The organism is Micromonospora sp. NPDC049044 (assembly GCF_040649215.1).
Classification (GTDB): Bacteria; Actinomycetota; Actinomycetes; order Mycobacteriales; family Micromonosporaceae; genus Micromonospora.
In genome coordinates this window covers 261,668-276,095 of sequence record NZ_JBEZFA010000001.1, presented here as the reverse complement: position 1 = coordinate 276,095, position 14,428 = coordinate 261,668, and the positions used below count along the sequence as shown (strand labels likewise).

Annotated in this window: 14 protein-coding genes; 6 read left to right on the top strand and 8 right to left on the bottom strand. The window is 70.6% G+C overall.

All coding sequences use genetic code 11. The features are described from left to right. Positions 1 to 76: 76 nt before the first annotated feature. From AB0B85_RS01225 to AB0B85_RS01215, 3 genes are all read left to right on the top strand, one after another. Positions 77 to 205: a hypothetical protein gene (locus tag AB0B85_RS01225; RefSeq protein WP_357402216.1), complete on the top strand. Its 129-nt coding sequence runs from the start codon at positions 77 to 79 to the stop codon at positions 203 to 205. Positions 206 to 468: 263 nt separating this feature from the next. Further along, positions 469 to 1,263: a methyltransferase domain-containing protein gene (locus AB0B85_RS01220; RefSeq protein ID WP_357402214.1), complete on the top strand. Its 795-nt coding sequence runs from the start codon at positions 469 to 471 to the stop codon at positions 1,261 to 1,263. A gap of 19 nt (positions 1,264 to 1,282) precedes the next feature. Continuing rightward, positions 1,283 to 1,903, top strand: coding sequence for a hypothetical protein (locus AB0B85_RS01215; RefSeq protein WP_357402212.1), 621 nt, complete (start codon positions 1,283 to 1,285; stop codon positions 1,901 to 1,903). Positions 1,904 to 2,003: 100 nt separating this feature from the next. Here the strand turns inward: AB0B85_RS01215 and AB0B85_RS01210 are convergent, their stop codons facing one another. Then, positions 2,004 to 3,305 (bottom strand): ricin-type beta-trefoil lectin domain protein, encoded by a 1,302-nt coding sequence (locus AB0B85_RS01210; RefSeq protein WP_357402411.1) that lies wholly within the window; start codon positions 3,303 to 3,305, stop codon positions 2,004 to 2,006. 462 nt (positions 3,306 to 3,767) lie between these two features. Next, complete coding sequence (locus AB0B85_RS01205; protein ID WP_357402210.1) at positions 3,768 to 4,781, bottom strand: aldo/keto reductase; 1,014 nt, start codon at positions 4,779 to 4,781, stop codon at positions 3,768 to 3,770. A gap of 91 nt (positions 4,782 to 4,872) precedes the next feature. On the opposite strand from AB0B85_RS01205, the gene AB0B85_RS01200 reads away from it, so the two are divergent. Together AB0B85_RS01200 and AB0B85_RS01195 are read left to right on the top strand one after the other, a co-directional pair. Next, positions 4,873 to 5,454, top strand: a complete 582-nt coding sequence (locus tag AB0B85_RS01200) for a helix-turn-helix domain-containing protein (protein ID WP_357402409.1) — start codon at positions 4,873 to 4,875, stop codon at positions 5,452 to 5,454. 130 nt (positions 5,455 to 5,584) lie between these two features. Beyond that, a complete protein-coding gene (locus AB0B85_RS01195) occupies positions 5,585 to 6,253 on the top strand; it encodes a GntR family transcriptional regulator (RefSeq protein WP_357402208.1) in 669 nt (222 codons plus the stop codon). Between the two features lie 102 nt (positions 6,254 to 6,355). Here the strand turns inward: AB0B85_RS01195 and AB0B85_RS01190 are convergent, their stop codons facing one another. The 6 genes from AB0B85_RS01190 to AB0B85_RS01165 all read right to left on the bottom strand — a co-directional run bounded on the left by AB0B85_RS01190 (position 6,356) and on the right by AB0B85_RS01165 (position 12,334). Further along, entirely contained in the window at positions 6,356 to 7,249 is an 894-nt protein-coding gene (locus tag AB0B85_RS01190; RefSeq protein WP_357402206.1) for a hypothetical protein, read from the bottom strand. Beyond that, positions 7,246 to 8,349, bottom strand: coding sequence for a hypothetical protein (locus AB0B85_RS01185; protein WP_357402204.1), 1,104 nt, complete (start codon positions 8,347 to 8,349; stop codon positions 7,246 to 7,248). The genes AB0B85_RS01190 and AB0B85_RS01185 overlap by 4 nt, the downstream gene beginning before the upstream one ends. Beyond that, complete coding sequence (locus AB0B85_RS01180; protein ID WP_357402202.1) at positions 8,346 to 8,792, bottom strand: DUF4188 domain-containing protein; 447 nt, start codon at positions 8,790 to 8,792, stop codon at positions 8,346 to 8,348. The genes AB0B85_RS01185 and AB0B85_RS01180 overlap by 4 nt, the downstream gene beginning before the upstream one ends. Then, positions 8,789 to 10,330 (bottom strand): phenylacetate--CoA ligase family protein, encoded by a 1,542-nt coding sequence (locus AB0B85_RS01175; protein ID WP_357402200.1) that lies wholly within the window; start codon positions 10,328 to 10,330, stop codon positions 8,789 to 8,791. Before AB0B85_RS01175 ends, AB0B85_RS01180 begins: the two co-directional genes overlap by 4 nt. A gap of 164 nt (positions 10,331 to 10,494) precedes the next feature. Continuing rightward, positions 10,495 to 11,055, bottom strand: a complete 561-nt coding sequence (locus tag AB0B85_RS01170) for a hypothetical protein (protein ID WP_357402198.1) — start codon at positions 11,053 to 11,055, stop codon at positions 10,495 to 10,497. A 28-nt stretch (positions 11,056 to 11,083) separates the two neighbouring features. Further along, positions 11,084 to 12,334 (bottom strand): S1 family peptidase, encoded by a 1,251-nt coding sequence (locus tag AB0B85_RS01165; protein ID WP_357402196.1) that lies wholly within the window; start codon positions 12,332 to 12,334, stop codon positions 11,084 to 11,086. Between the two features lie 264 nt (positions 12,335 to 12,598). Here AB0B85_RS01165 and atzF point away from each other — a divergent pair, with 264 nt between their 5' ends. Next, positions 12,599 to 14,401 carry an allophanate hydrolase gene (atzF, locus tag AB0B85_RS01160; RefSeq protein WP_357402194.1) on the top strand — a complete coding sequence of 601 codons (1,803 nt, stop codon included), beginning with the start codon at positions 12,599 to 12,601 and terminating at the stop codon, positions 14,399 to 14,401. Positions 14,402 to 14,428 lie beyond the last annotated feature (27 nt).

Here is a 14,428-nt window from a genome sequence, read left to right as displayed (position 1 = left end):
CGGAGTGGGTTGCGCGCCGGGTAATCCGGGAAGGGATTGACCCAGCCGCGTACCTCCTCAGTGGACGGAGACCGACATGCTGGAAAACCTCGCCGTGGTCGGCGGCCCGAAGACGCCTGTCGCCCAGCCGGTGCTGATCGGCTTCTTCGTCCTCGTCGCGGTCGCCATCGCCGTCATCCTGGTGCTGCGCTCGCGCCGCAGGTAGCGGCGCACGGCCGGCACCGGCCCGCCCCAGGCACGCCCGTCAGCGCTGCTCGCCAGGTGTGCTCCCGGGCTCCGGTGGAAGCGTGCCACCCAGGCCCACTGGACGATGCGGACACGCCTCCTCGGCCGCGGGTTGCCGGGGCGCTTTGCGGTCATCTACGGTCGACGATGCCGGAGTGAGAGGCGCTGCGACGGACCAGGTCCGCCACGCTCACCCGGGAACACCTCGGATCCAAGGGCGCCTTCCGCGATGAGGGAGGCGTGATGAGTGCGTTCGTGACCACGTGGGCGGCCGGCGACTATCCGGCCATGGCACGGCGGCTGATGCCGGTCGCCGAAGCGGTGGTGGAGTCCGCCGGCATCCGGGCGGATGACCGGGTGGTCGACGTGGCCACCGGCACGGGCAACGCGGCGATACTTGCCGCCCGAACCGGTGCCCGTACCGTCGGGGTGGATTTCGAGCCCGCGCTCGTGGAGCTGGCCCGGCGTCGGGCCGCCGAGGACGGCCTGGCTGTCGATTGGCGGGTCGGCGACGCGACCCGCCTGCCGCTGCCGGACGACTCGGCCGACGTGGTCCTGTCGGTGTTCGGCGTGATCTACGCGAACGACCACGAAGCCGCTGCCCGAGAGCTGAGCCGGGTGTGTGGCCCCTCGGGCCGGGTGCTGCTGGCCGCCTGGACACCGGGCAGTCTGATGCCGGCCATGGGCCAGGTCCTCGGCGGGTATCTACCGCCACCTCCGGCCGGTGGCGCCCCGCCGAGCCGGTGGGGTGACCGCACGTCCGTCGGGCAGCTCCTGGCCACCGCCGACCTGCGGATCACGTCGGCGGTCGTCCACCGGTTGGGCTTGAGCTTCGCCACCGCCGACGTGGCGACCAGCCTGCTCATCGACACGGCCGGGCACGTCGTCACCGAACGGGACCGGCTGGTGGCCGAGGGGCGGTGGACGGCGTTGCGCGCGGACCTGCGCGCGTTCGTCGACGACCGGGGGGTGGCCGACGGCGATCGCTTCCGGTTGGAGGCTGGGTACCTGCTGACCACGGCCGTACCCGAGCCTTGATCGATGGCAGGATCGGCGGATGCGTGTTCTCTTCGATGGCCCGGCGCCGGTCTCGTACGGGCAGATCTATCTGACGAGTGATGAGGTGCCCGATATGGAGGGCGCGTTCGCCGGGCAGGTGAACGGCCTCTGCGGTGCCGTCCAGCCGGGCAGTTTGTTCCTGATGACCGGCACGCACACCGGGCGGGTCCGCTTCACCGTCGAGGTGCATGACGTTGAGCCGCCGGCGGCAGCGCAGGAGTGGGAGGAGGTGGTGGAGGTGTCGTTTCTGCCGGCAAGCCCGGTGGCCAACCTGATTCCGTGGGGAGGCGGGAGACTCGCCCGGCTGCCGCTGACCCCGCAGGGGCAGGACACCGGCCCGCTGCCGGTCTATCGGGTACGGTACTGCGCCCTGGGCATGGACGAGGGCCATGACCCGTTCGGCGGGATCGACAGTGACGAGCTCGACGAGGACGACACCAGCTACCTGGACCGGCGGCCGGACCGCTACCTGGTGTGCCTCTGGCCGGAGGCCGGCACGGGCGGCGGTCCGGGTGACGGCCTGCCGCGCGCCGACGCGATCCTGCGCCAGACCAGTGGCGGCGCTGCCTACTGGCACGCCTGGGCGGGCACGTTGCCGGCCCCCGCCGAGTCGCGCTGAGCGGTTGGCGCGCACCCGTCGCGTCGAGGATCGCCGGTCCACCTCGCAGCGACGCGCCGCCCGGGAGCGGACCCGGGCGGCGCGTCTTCGGCAGTTGTGCCTAGTTGCGCGTGCTCCACTGCTGGTTGGCGCCACCGTGGCAGGCCCATAGGTGCAGTTGCGTGCCATTGCCCGTGCCGGAGTTGATCGCGTCGAGGCAGAGCCCCGACTGGACCCCGGTGATGGTGCCGTTGGAGTTGAGGTTCCACTGCTGGTTGGGCTGGCCGTTGCAGTCCCAGATGATGACCGCCGTGCCGTTGCTGCTGCCCGCCCCGCTGGCGTCCAGGCACTTGTTGCCGTAGACGGTCAGGGTGCGGTTGGAGGTGTGGGTCCAGCGCTGGTTGGTGCGACCGTGGCAGTCCCACAGCTGGGCGCGGGTCCCGTTGCTGGTGCTCGAGTTGGGAATGTCGATGCACCGACCGGACTGGTTACCCACGATCAGCACGTTCTGCTGCCCCGGCGGCGGGCTCGACGGCGGGGGAGTGGTGGGCGGGGACGTGGTGGGCGGCACTGTGGACCCGAACTGGCTGAAGAACCGCCACACCTCCTGCTTGACCCAGCTCCGCGCGCCGCTCTCGCAGCCGGCACACCCATCAACCGGGCCTTGCTGGTGGCCGCCGTCGAACGCGGCCCAGAGCACCGGATATCCGGCCTGGCACGAGTAGGCGGTGGTGATGTGGGTCCGGCTGCCCGGCGCTGGTTCGGGCGGGTTCTGCGCGGCACAGCCGTTGTTCCGGACGAACCTGTCCCGCAGCGACCGTCCGCTCGTGATGTTGTCGTTGATGCCGTGAATTCCCAGGTACGCCACGGGCTGGGTGCCGCCGCTGCAGCCGCTGATCGCCCCAGGGGCGGCGATGGCCGCGACCGCCCGGAACACCGTCGGTCGGGAGCACGCCAACGAGTAGCTCATCGCGCCGCCGTAGCTGAACCCGACAGAGAAGAGCTGCGTGGTGTCGACGCAGAGGGCGTTCTCGATCACCCGGACCATGTCGTCGGTAAAGGTGACGTCCTCACCGTTGGAGTTGCCCCAGCCGTTGCTGATGCCCTGCGGGGCGACGAAGATCGTCGTGTTGTTCGCCTGGGAGAGCATGCCGTAGTAGGCCCACGCGGCTCCGTCGGTGCCGCCCGAGGCGACCTGCTCGGCGGTGCCGCCCAACCAGTGGAACCCGAAGGCCAGCCGGTGGGGGTAGGTGTTGTTGTAGCTGTCGGGCAGCCGAAGGATGAAACTGCGGGTCTTTCCGCTGCTCTGGATGGTGTGGGTGCCGCTGTTCAGTCCGGGTGCCTTGCCGCAGCCGGCGGTGGTGGCCGCAGCCGCGGAACCACCGGTCATGATGACGGACGCCCCGACGGCGACCAGCACCATGAGGGCCATGGCCGCCCCTATCCAGGGGGCGGAGAGTTTACGAAGTGGCACAGTCGAACCTCCTTGGGTTTGCGTGGATTGGCGGGGCCGGACATGGCGCTGCCGACGTCCGCACTGGCATCGCGGCGGTGCGCGCCCGTCGTCCCGGCACGACGGGTGTGCCTCCTGCCGCGAGGGCGGGGATGTGACAGGCGGTCGGTACGACGCGTGCACGCGGAGCCGGTTGTCGACCGATCCGATGCCATCGCGATCCTTCCACCAGTCGAAGATCCGTTTACCGCGCGGAAATAGATTAGCATCATCGTGTGACGTATGACGTTGTCGTGGTGGCGGGACGCCATGCGGACCGGCGGTCTGGACCGGCGGTCATGTCGGGTCGCGATGGCTGAGCTGCTGCGGTGCTGGTCTGAGCCACCGGGCCGGGAGGTGTGGACGGTGGCGCACCTGGATGGAGTCGCCGAGTCAAGCGGCGTTGTGCTGGCCGGTGACTGGAGGGATCACTGTGGATCGGCTGACGGCGGCCAAGCGGGCCGACACGGAGTCGGGCAGGTTGAACGCCAGGCTGGCGAGGTTCGCAGTCAGTTGATCGGCTGAGCGTGGGCCGATGATCAGCGAGGTGATCTCGGGTTTGCTCTTGATCCAGGCCAGCGCGATCGTTGGCCCGGTCGTCTCCAGTTCGGCGGCGAGGGTGGCCACTTCGTCGGCGATGTCAAAGTGGGGTTCGGCGAGCAGGCCTCTTACGAATGCGCGTGCCATCGGGCTGGGCATGGCTGCCCACTGGGCGAGTCTCGATCCCTCGGCGGGTGCGGCGCCTCGCTGGTATCGCCCGGCGAGCAGGCCGCTGCCGAGTGGGCTGTACGCGACGATGCCGAGCCCGTATTGCTGGCAGGTGGGCATGATCTCGGCTTCGATGGCCCGCATGATCAGGGAGTAGTTGGCCTGCAGGCTGACGAGGGGCATGGCGCCGGTGCGTTGCGCGGCCCATTGGGCGCCGACGATGCCTGCGGCGGTGAAGTTCGAACAGCCCAGATACCGGACCTTGCCGGAGCGTACGAAACCGTCGAGCGTCGTCATTGTCTCTTCGATCGGGGTGTCCGGGTCAGGAACGTGGCACTGGTACAGGTCGACGTAGTCGGTGCCGAGTCGGCGCAGGCTCGCTTCCAGGGCGCGTGTCAGATGTACGCGGGACAGGCCGCGGTTGTTGGGGTCGGTGCCTTGCGGCGCTGCCGCTTTGGTGGCCAGGACGACGTCGGCACGACGGTGTGCGATGGCCCGGCCCACGACTTCTTCGCTGGTGCCACCCCGGTAGGTGTCCGCGGTGTCGATGAAGTTGTGACCAGTGTCGAGGAACGCGTCGATGATGCGCCGGGCCTCGGGTTCCGGGGTTGGGGCTTGCGGGTCGCTGCCGAAGTTCATCGTGCCCAGGCAGGCTTGGGAGACGCGGAGACCGGATCGGCCCAGTGTGGTGTAGTCCATGCCACCCTCGTAGAATCGGAATCGTGATTCCGCTTGAAGATATGGAACCTGGATTCCGTTTGTCAACGGTGCGGCCCTCGGCGGCGTGGGCATGATGCGTTCCGATGCAGCACGCAACCGAACGAAAGTGCTCGCGGCGGCCGAGGCCGTCCTCGGCGAACAGGGCTTGGCGGCCCGTATGGACGAGATCGCCCGGCGGGCCGGAGTCGGGGTCGGCACCGTGTATCGACACTTCGCCACCAAGGAGGCCTTGTACGCGGCCATCGTCTCGGCCCGTGTCGACCTGCTTCTTCAGGAGGCGGCCCGGTTGCGGGCGTGTGCAGAGCCCCAGACGGCGTTCTTCACCTTCTTCGCGAGGATCGTCGCGGATGCGGCAAGCAAGAAGGCTCTGACCGACGCGTTGCAGGACGCCGGAGTGGACATCAAGGCGGAGCAGACGGACCAGCGAGCACAGATGCGCGACGCGCTGGCGGACCTCCTGCACCGCGGCCAGCGCGCAGGTGCCGTCCGTCCCGACATCGGTATGCTCGAGATACTCGCCCTGCTCCGAGGGGCCAGCATGGCGGCGGAGACCGGCGACTACTCCGGTCCGGTGCTCGATCGTGCGGTGGCCGTCCTGTTCGACGGCTTGCGGCCGTCGGTCGCTCCGACGGACCCTGTGCCACAGGTATGAACCCGCTCGGTGCGTCAGCCCGGCAGGCACGGCCGGGGGTGGCCGTGGTGCGTCAGTCCGTTCCCCCTGTGCCACCCCGGGCGACCCGCCCACACCGGCGGCGGCGGGGGCAGGTGGCAGACTCATCGGCGTGAACGACGTGGCCGCATCGCCGGTGGATGGTGCGCTGGAGAGTGTCAGCCTGGTGGACCTCGCCGTCTCTCGGCTGACCCGGGAGATCCTCAGTGGCAAGAGCGACCCGGGTGAACGCCTGGTGGAGGAGCAGCTGACCCGCCGGCTGGGGATCAGCCGGGCTCCGTTGCGGGAGGCGCTGCGGTTGCTGGCCCAGCAGGGGTTGGTCGAGCATGTGCCGCGGCGGGGCGTCCGGGTGGCCACCCTGTCGGACCGCGACGTGCGGGAGCTGTACGAGTTGCGCGACATGCTGGAACAGTTTTCGGTCCGGGCCGGGGTCCCGGTCGGCCGGGAAGGCGACCTGGCCGGGTTGCGGGCGGCCCTGGACCAGATGCGGGAGGCGACCCGGGCCGGTGACCGGATGGCGGTCGCCGAGTCGCACCGGGAGTTCCACGTCGCGCTTGTGGCGCTCGCCGGTAACCGGCAACTGTCTGCCGTGTACGGCTCGATCCTTGTGAAGTTGCAGCTCTACATGGCGATCAACCTGCGCCGGGAGGCGGAGCTGGCGCAGCCGCTGGACGGGGTCCACCGGCACGAGCGGCTGTTCGAGGCGGTCGCCGGGGGAGACCCGGAGGAGGTGCTCACCGTGCTCGCCGGGCACGGGGCGCGTTCGTACCTCGGTCGGTAGCGCTCGCGGGAGTGGGCCGGCGGCCGGAAGCGGTGGCGGTCCACGGCGTCGGGATCAGCATCGACGCGGCGGCGACGGTGCGGATGGGCCGGGGACGACCCGCTAGCGTCGGGCCGAGCGGACCGGCTCGGCGAGGGGCCGACCGACGCGAAACACCGCCAGGGGCTGCCCGTCCACCCGCTCGGCGAGCCAACCGGCCGTCGCCGGGCAGTCGATGAGCTGGCTGAGTGGGTGGACCGCCAGGCCGTGCCGGGCGAGCGTCAGCCACGTACGCAGCAGACGTCTGCCCGCGGCGACGTGGTCGGCGTCGGTGGCGAGCAGGACCAGGACGCTGCCGTCGTAGCGCAACAGACCACGACCGCTGGCGGCCAGCAACGCCGGCAGGCCCATCCGGCGGGTGACCGGGTACGCGCGAAGCGCGGTGGACAGGAACCACGCCTCGGCCCGGGACAGGGTGAGCGCCCGGTCGGTGAGTCCGTCGAGGTGGTATCGAGGGTGATGTGGGCTCAGTCGGAGCCAGTCGCGCAACTCGACGGCGACCGGCGGGGTGCCGAACATCCAACGGTCGGCGACCGCCAGCTCCGCTGCGATCTCCCGGGTCGGCACGTGCGCGATGCCGGGCCCGAGCGCGGCGATGACGGTGGCGTCGACCTGCCCGGGCGCGTATCGGCCACGGGCGACCCGACGGGCCTCGACGTCGGCGATGGTGAACGGCGTCGGGTAGCGGGTCGCCGCGGGGACCAGTTGCGGACCGGGGGCCACCGTGACGTTCAGGCCGAGTTCGGCGGAGACGATGAGGCAGGTCTCCACGAATGCGCCGATGCCGAGGGCCAGATCGCGGCCGGTCGGGTCGGAGTCGGGCAGCCGGCGGGCGGGGTCCACAGCGATGACAATCCTGTCGGCGTGGTATTCCGGTCGCCACGGCTGCGTGTTGTGCGCGCTCGGTGCCCGGTTGCAGATCGCCGCGTTGGCCCGCAACTCCTCCACCCAGCTCACGCCGCCCCCGCTCGCTCGTAGAAGGCGTACCCGTGCAGTGGCCGCCCGCCGGCGCGCCGGTACTGGGCGGCCGAGGCGACGTTCGTCCGTTCGACGAAGGTGCTGCGCAGGGTGCGGTACCCGTTGTTGGCGAGGTTGCGGTGCAGCTCCCTGGACAGCAGCGTCAGGTACCCGTTGCCCTGCTCGTCGGGCACTGTGCCCTTGATGATGAGGACGGCATCCCGCCGGTACCGGTCGCGGGTGGCGAGCAGGCGGAGCTGATTGACGACGCCGAGCCGGCCGCCGACGCTCATCAGGTACTCGGAGATGTCCGGCACGGTGACGACGAACGCGACGGGCCGGCCGGCCTTCTCCAGCCAGAGCAGCAGCGCCTCGTCGAGCAGGAACGCCAGACCGTCTGTCTGCTCGGCCAGCTGATCGGCGCTGATGGGGGTGTAGTAGCCGAGTTGGGCGAAGCTCGCGTTGAGCATCCGCCGCAGGATCGGCAGTTGGCGGTGCAGTCGCCACCGGGAGCCGCGCCGGATGACCAGCTGTTCGGCGGCGATCCGGGCGTCGTCGAAGGCGAACCCGTGGTCGTGGCCGGCGCGGGCCGGGGAACCGGCGGCGGCCGTGCCGTTGAGGTCGACAAGCCAGGTGTCCGCCTCGAAGCGGCGGTGGAAGCCGTGCCGCTCGTACATGTCCGGGTAGTAGGCGGGGTTCCACGCGGAGTCCACGAAGCCGCGGTCGGCGAAGCCGGAGGTGATCACCCCGCCGGTCTGGTTGGGCAGCAGCGCCACCGGACCGAAGAGCGGCAGGCCGTCGGCCCTGGCCTCGACGCCGTCCATGATGGCCGCGAAGACGTCGTTGTCGTCGACGAACTCGGTGTGCCCGAACAACTGTCGAGGGCCCACCTTGGCGTCGAAGGCCGCGCTGCGGTGCATGCTTGTGCGTCCCACCACCTCGCCCTGTTGGTCACGGACCAGGAACAGCTCGGCGGTGCGGCGGTGGGCTGCGATGACCGATGCCAGCAGGGGCACGTACCTGTCGGTCGGGTGGAGCCGGAGCGGGAAGTCGACGAACGCCCGCAGGTCGGCCCGCGACTGCACGGGAGCCAGTCTCATCCGCGATGCACCGCCGGGCCGGACGTCTCGGTGGACAGCGGGGTGAAGGTCGGGATGTGGGCCATGTCGTTCGACTCGGCGCGCCAGACACCGTTGCTGTAGCCCTCGGGCTCGGCGTTGTACAGCCGGATGTAGCCGCCTGTGGCGTTCTTCGTGCCGTGCTCGGTCACCCAGCACATGAGGTCGCGGTGGTGGCGGCTGCGGGCGAACTTCAGCAGCGCGTCACGGTCGCTGAAGAAGGCGATGGTGCCGAGCGTGAACGGGAACTGGTAATACACGGTGTGCCACCGGTAGCCGTCCATCCGCTTCATCTGCCGGACCATCCGGAACCACACCCGGGTGAGCGTGAGGATGGAGCGCGGCCCCCGGTAGCGGGTGGCGCCGACGAACATGGCTGTCGCCTGGCCCACCGCGGGCGCGGCCGAGAAGTCGCTGGTCCTCACACCGTCACGCCCTTTACCAGGTACACGTTCTTGATCTTAGAGGCGGCGTCGGCGAACGGTCCGGTGCCGAACTCGTGGACCGTCACCCGCAGGTCGGCGGCGGACGGATCCTCGGCGAGGGACTCGGCGAAATCCCGACTGACCTCGGCGAGGTGACGCAGGACCCCGGCCCGGCAGGTGTCCACGAGGCTTCGCCGCTCAGCGGAGTCGAGTGTCAGGTGCTCGCGAAGTTGCAGGTGCACGACCGGCCGGCTCTCCAGGTCGGCCTGCTCGGTCAACTCCAGGCAGAAGCTCTGCAGCAGGTGCGCCTGCGCATTGCCGGTGTAGAGGCCGTACTCGACGTCCTGCGGGTAGATGTTGGCGCCCATGTAGGAGATGGTGCTGTCCTTGCGGCCGTACAGGAACAGCAGCGGCAACCGCATCCGGTCCACCCGCCAGGCGCGCTCCGCGTCGGCCCGCGCCTCGGGGTCGACGATGGCGGCCACGACGTCCGGGTACGACACCAGCCGGCCCTCGTCGCCGATGTTGTAGCGGACCCGGGGATTGAGCACCGCCGTCGAGTTGATCGTGCAGAGCACCTCCTGGTCCGCTGTGGTCTCCAGGTACGTCTCGAGGGGGTTGTACTGGAAGACCATCGGCAGCCGATGCTCGTCGGCCCCGAGCAGGGCGGTGCGCAGTGCCACGTCGGTCCGCAGCCGTCGGCGGACCCAGACGCTGAAGTCGCTCTCACCGGCGATGCCGATGGTGAGGTCGCTGGCCCCGTAGCCGGAGCGCACCTTGACGAACCGTTCCTGCAGATAGTCGCGCAGCGCCTCGGTCATCCCCTCACCGCCGACCAGGCCGCTGATGCGGTATTCCGCCCACGGGAAGTCCTCGGCGTCGAGCTTGTCGCGCAGGTGCTTGAGGAACGGGGGGTACGCGGTGACGATGTAGTCGAAGCCGGGTCCGAAGTATCGCAGGGTGTCGACGATCTTCTGCAGGTCCGGACCGGTGTTCTTCACCATGGCGATCGTGGACATCGCGATGCCGGTGTTGGTCCCGGTGGCCCAGGCACCCATCGAATACGCGTTGATGACGAACCGCCGCTTCGACGGAAACACCATTGTCGCGTAGCCGGCCAGGTTCTTGTGCACCGAGCGCAACTCGCGGCGGCTGCGGATCCAGTTGAACGGCTGGCCGGACGAACCCGACGACTCGTCGACCACGCTGCCGACGATCTCGATCTCGCCGTGCCAGCACCGCTGCGCCTCCGGGTACGCCTGCACGTAGGACCGCTTGTCGGTGGGTGGGTACGTCGACAGGTCGAACCACCGGAACCGCCAGTTGTTGCGGCGCAGGAAGTCGCCGTACGCGGGCACGTCGATCGCGGCGAACTGGCAGGTCATCCAGGCGTGCAGCCGGGCGAAGCGACCGAGGTACGGACGGTACTGACGGGCGGTGAGCCGCCACATCGCCGGATGGATCCGGTACAGCGTGTAGAGCCAGGTCAGGGCGAAGCTCGCGAACCGTAGCGTCCACCGACGCAGGAATGTCACCACGCGCCCACGCTATTGGATCTTCGAGTCCGGCGCCTGACGGCGGATACTCATCTGCCGTCCTGAGTATCCGGAGCCAGCCGACGCCGGTCGGGATGGCCCGCCCGGCTCGGCGGGCCGGTGCGGGGCCGGCGCCACCAGCGCCGGCCCCGCTGTGGTCGAGTGGTTCAGGAGCTGAAGAAGGTGCACTGGAAGGCCATGTCGTCCACCCGGACGGCACCGCTGCCACCGAGCAGGGAGACCCGGACGAACACCTGGCTCGGGCCGTTCGTGTAGCTGGCCACGTCGTGCCGCCGCCAGGTGGTGTCGGTGATGCGCACGGTACGCAGCGCGAGATAGGTCCAGCTCGCCGGATCGATCACCTCGACGTTGAGCACCGCCGGCCCGCTGACCGCCCGGACGAAGAACCCGCCGCCGCAGGTGGTGGAGTGCCCGGCGGTGCGCGGTCGTACGGTGAGCAGCTTGCCCACCCCGGACCAGCCGCCGGTCGAGGTGGTGAGAATGGCGTTGTTCGAACCGGACCGGGCCGTGCCCGTGCCCAGTTCGAAGGCGCCGCTCCCGGCGCCGGAGCGGTGGAACTCCCACACCGCTGCGGGGTTCCCCTCGAACCCGTCGGTGTGCTGCCAGAGGTCCGCCTGAGCCGGGCCGACGGCCACGGTCAGGGCCACCGCCGTCGTCGTGACGGCCGCGGCGGTGAGGCGTGCGGCTCTGGTGAATGCGCTTCTCATCGCTGTCTCCTTCGCTCGTCGCCGCTCGTCACGGCGCACCGTAGATGACGACCTGGTACGCGTTTATCGCCTCTCCCACCGGCTGGTGCCAGGTCCGCGGCGAGGAGTTGCACTGGCTGCCGACCCGGTTGGCGTGCGAGTTCAGCCCGTACCCGGTGTTGCTTGCGAAGAGCGGCCCACCGCTGTCGCCGCCGAGGGTGCAGATGTTGGTCTCGATCATCTGGCGTACGGTGCCGCCCGCGCCGTTGACCGTCACGTTGGTCTTGAGCACGGTGCCGCACCTGAACCCGGTGGTCCTGCCCGAGTTGCAGACCGACAGCCCGCTCACCGCCGTCGCCCAACCGTGGATGCTCCGGCTCGTGTTGTTCCAGAGGTTGATGGTGCCGGTCGCCCAGACCGACGCACCGTTCATCCAGACCAGGCCGTAGTCGTCCTCCGGGTAGTTGCTCTCCAGCGATGGCCCGACGTCCTGCCCGTTCGGCAGGGTCCAGTGTGGGAAGCCCTGGGTGCAGTGGCCGGCCGTGATGATGTAGTTGAAGGTGAAGTCGGTGGCGGTGAAGCCGACCGAGCAGCCGCCCATCGCGTCCCCGCTGGAGATCCCGACGTTCGGCTGGATCTCACCGGTGCTGGTCTCGAACCGGACCGCCGCGCCGAACTTGCGCGCCGCCGAGCGTTGCGCGGTGTTCTTCGTCCCCGTCGCCGGCAGGCTCACCACCACCTGGTTGGTCGCCGGGTCCACCCCCCAGGTCGTGTCCGGCTCGCTCGGTGTGGCTTCCAGTGCCCGCTGGATGCTCTGGAGTTGCCGTTCGCCGCGGGCGACGAGGCGTGCCTTCGCACCGGCGGCGGTCACCTTCGCGGCAGCCGCGGCGTCGGTGACCGTGACGACGAGGTCGCCGCCGGACAGGTACGCGCCGCCCGAGCTGGCACCCAGCTCGGTGGTCAACTGGTTGGCCAGTCGCACGTTCGCGTTCTCGGCGCTGAGCAGCTTGTCGGCGGCAGCACGGCTGATGCCCCGCTGCTCGGCGATCGCCGCGGCCATGTCCGCCGCCCCACCCGCCCGGTCCCGGTCGGCGGCGCCGCCGCTGGGGGACAGGGCGGCCCGGCCGTCGGTTCGGGCCGGGTCCGCCGCGCCTCCGGGTCGGGCCGGCCGGTCGACCGGACCGGCCGCCGCCGCCGTCGGAACGAAGGCCACCGACGCCACGACGGCGAGTGTCGTGGCGAGCAGTGACCTGCGGCTTGGTCTTGTCGTACGCGGGGGGCTGACAACACGTTCTGACATGCACCGCTCCCATCACGAGGGGGACTGGTCGGCTGGGTCAGGAGCCGGACGGCCCGGACCGGACGGCAATCCTCGCAATCGGGCGGGTGCGGCGAGGGGGATGTTGGACGTGGCTGGACACGGTCGGACAGCCGGCCCGGCCGCCGACCGACTGCGGGCGCGGCATCAGGGGTGCGGCATCAGTCGTGCGGCAGCCCGAGTGCCGTCACGGCGTCGTTACACAGGGCGCGGGATTCTGAAACAGTACTGTCGACAATCGACTGTATGCCAAAGCCAGTGGGGTCCATTTCGGAGCTTCGATCGGCGTATCGCGATGGCACCCTGACCCCGACGGGCCAGGCCGAGCGCGTCCTGGACGGGCTCGCCGGACGCGACGAGGGACCGGTGTGGATCAGCACCGTCCCGGCGGACCGGCTGCGGGACCGCGCCGAGGCGCTGACCCGCCACGGCGATCCCGCGCTGCCGCTGTACGGCATCCCGTTCGCGGTGAAGGACAACATCGACGTGGCCGGCATGATCACCACCGCCGGCTGCCCCGACTTCGGGTACCGGGCGGCCGAGGACGCGCCGGTGGTGCGCCGGCTGCTCGACGCCGGCGCGATGCTCGTCGGCAAGACCAACCTCGACCAGTTCGCCACCGGGCTGACCGGCGCCCGCTCGCCGTACGGCAGTTGCCAGAGCGTCTTCGGCGGCGGGCTGATCTCCGGCGGCTCCAGCTCCGGCTCCGCCGTCGCGGTCGCCGCCGGCCAGGTCAGCTTCGCCCTGGGTACGGACACCGCCGGCTCCGGCCGGGTGCCGGCGGCGCTGAACGGGATCGTCGGCCTCAAGCCCACCCGGGGCCTGCTCAGCGCCGCCGGTGTGGTGCCGGCCTGCCGATCGCTCGACTGCGTGTCGGTCTTCGCCGCCGACGTCGGCAGCGCCGTCGAGGTGTTGCACGCCGCCCGTGGCGTCACGGCGGCCGACCCCTGGGGGCGTCCGCTGCCGGCGGAGCGGGTGGTTGCCCGCATGCCGGGGACGCTACGCCTCGGGGTGCCCCGGGCAGAAGAACTCGAATTCTTCGGCGACGCCGGGCAGGAAGCCCGGTTCGTCGCGGGGGTACAGCGGCTGCGCACCTTCGTCGGGACCTCCCGGTCGGTGCCGCTCGGCGCCTTCTTCGAGGCGGGCGACCTGCTCTACCGGGGACCCTGGGTCGCCGAGCGACTCGTCGCGCTCGGCGGCTTCCTGCGCTCGCATCCCGAGTCGGTCCTGGCGGTCACCCGGACCGTGTTGGAGACCGGGCGGCGCTACGACGCCGTCGACGCCTTCCGGGGCCAGCACCGCCTGCGCGAGCTGCGCGCACAGGTCGACCACCTCTGGCAGGACATCGACGTGCTTGTCGTGCCCACCGTCGGCACCACGTTCACGCTCGACGAGATCGCCGAGGATCCGATCGGACGCAACGCCATGCTCGGCCGCTACACCCAGTTCGCGAACCTGCTCGACCTGGCCGCGGTGACCGTACCCAACGGGTTCACCAGCACCGGCCGCCCGGCGAGCCTGACCCTGGTCGGCCCGGCGTTCAGCGACACCACTTTGGCCCGGCTGGCCGCCACCCTCACCGACGGCGGCACGCCGACCCGGACTGTCGAGGTCGGCCCACCGTCGGCGCAGCGTCCGGCGGAGCTGCTGATCGCCGTGGTGGGCCGGCACCTGACGGGTGAGTCCCGCAACGGTGAGCTGATCGGGCACGGTGCCGCCCTCGTCGACACCGCCCGCACCGCGCCGCTCTACCGGCTCTTCCGGATGGACACGCCGGACGGCGAAGGGCTGCCCGGCCTGGTCCGGGTGGCGTCGGACGGGCCGGACGGCCACCCGATCGAGGTCGAGCTGTGGCGACTGCCCGGCACCGCGGTCGGCGGGTTGCTGGCCGGGGTCCCGGCCCCGCTCTCGCTCGGCTGGGTCCGCCTCGACGACGGGCGCGACGTGCTCGGTTTCCTCTGCGAGGCGTACGCCGCCGGCCCACCGGCCGAGGACATCAGCGCCACCGGCGGGTGGCGGGCCTACCGGCAGGCCGTCGCCCGACGGTAGGGCGGACAGGCACCAGCGATGACGACA

Bases quoted from the DNA above. Each gene is read 5' to 3' on its own strand.
- AB0B85_RS01225 (WP_357402216.1), top strand. From the start codon at position 77: ATGCTGGAAAACCTCGCCGTGGTCGGCGGCCCGAAGACGCCTGTCGCC.
- AB0B85_RS01220 (WP_357402214.1), top strand. From the start codon at position 469: ATGAGTGCGTTCGTGACCACGTGGGCGGCCGGCGACTATCCGGCCATG.
- AB0B85_RS01215 (WP_357402212.1), top strand. From the start codon at position 1,283: ATGCGTGTTCTCTTCGATGGCCCGGCGCCGGTCTCGTACGGGCAGATC.
- AB0B85_RS01210 (WP_357402411.1), bottom strand. From the start codon at position 3,305: ATGGTGCTGGTCGCCGTCGGGGCGTCCGTCATCATGACCGGTGGTTCC.
- AB0B85_RS01205 (WP_357402210.1), bottom strand. From the start codon at position 4,781: ATGGACTACACCACACTGGGCCGATCCGGTCTCCGCGTCTCCCAAGCC.
- AB0B85_RS01200 (WP_357402409.1), top strand. From the start codon at position 4,873: ATGATGCGTTCCGATGCAGCACGCAACCGAACGAAAGTGCTCGCGGCG.
- AB0B85_RS01185 (WP_357402204.1), bottom strand. From the start codon at position 8,349: ATGAGACTGGCTCCCGTGCAGTCGCGGGCCGACCTGCGGGCGTTCGTC.
- AB0B85_RS01170 (WP_357402198.1), bottom strand. From the start codon at position 11,055: ATGAGAAGCGCATTCACCAGAGCCGCACGCCTCACCGCCGCGGCCGTC.
- AB0B85_RS01165 (WP_357402196.1), bottom strand. From the start codon at position 12,334: ATGTCAGAACGTGTTGTCAGCCCCCCGCGTACGACAAGACCAAGCCGC.
- atzF (WP_357402194.1), top strand. From the start codon at position 12,599: ATGCCAAAGCCAGTGGGGTCCATTTCGGAGCTTCGATCGGCGTATCGC.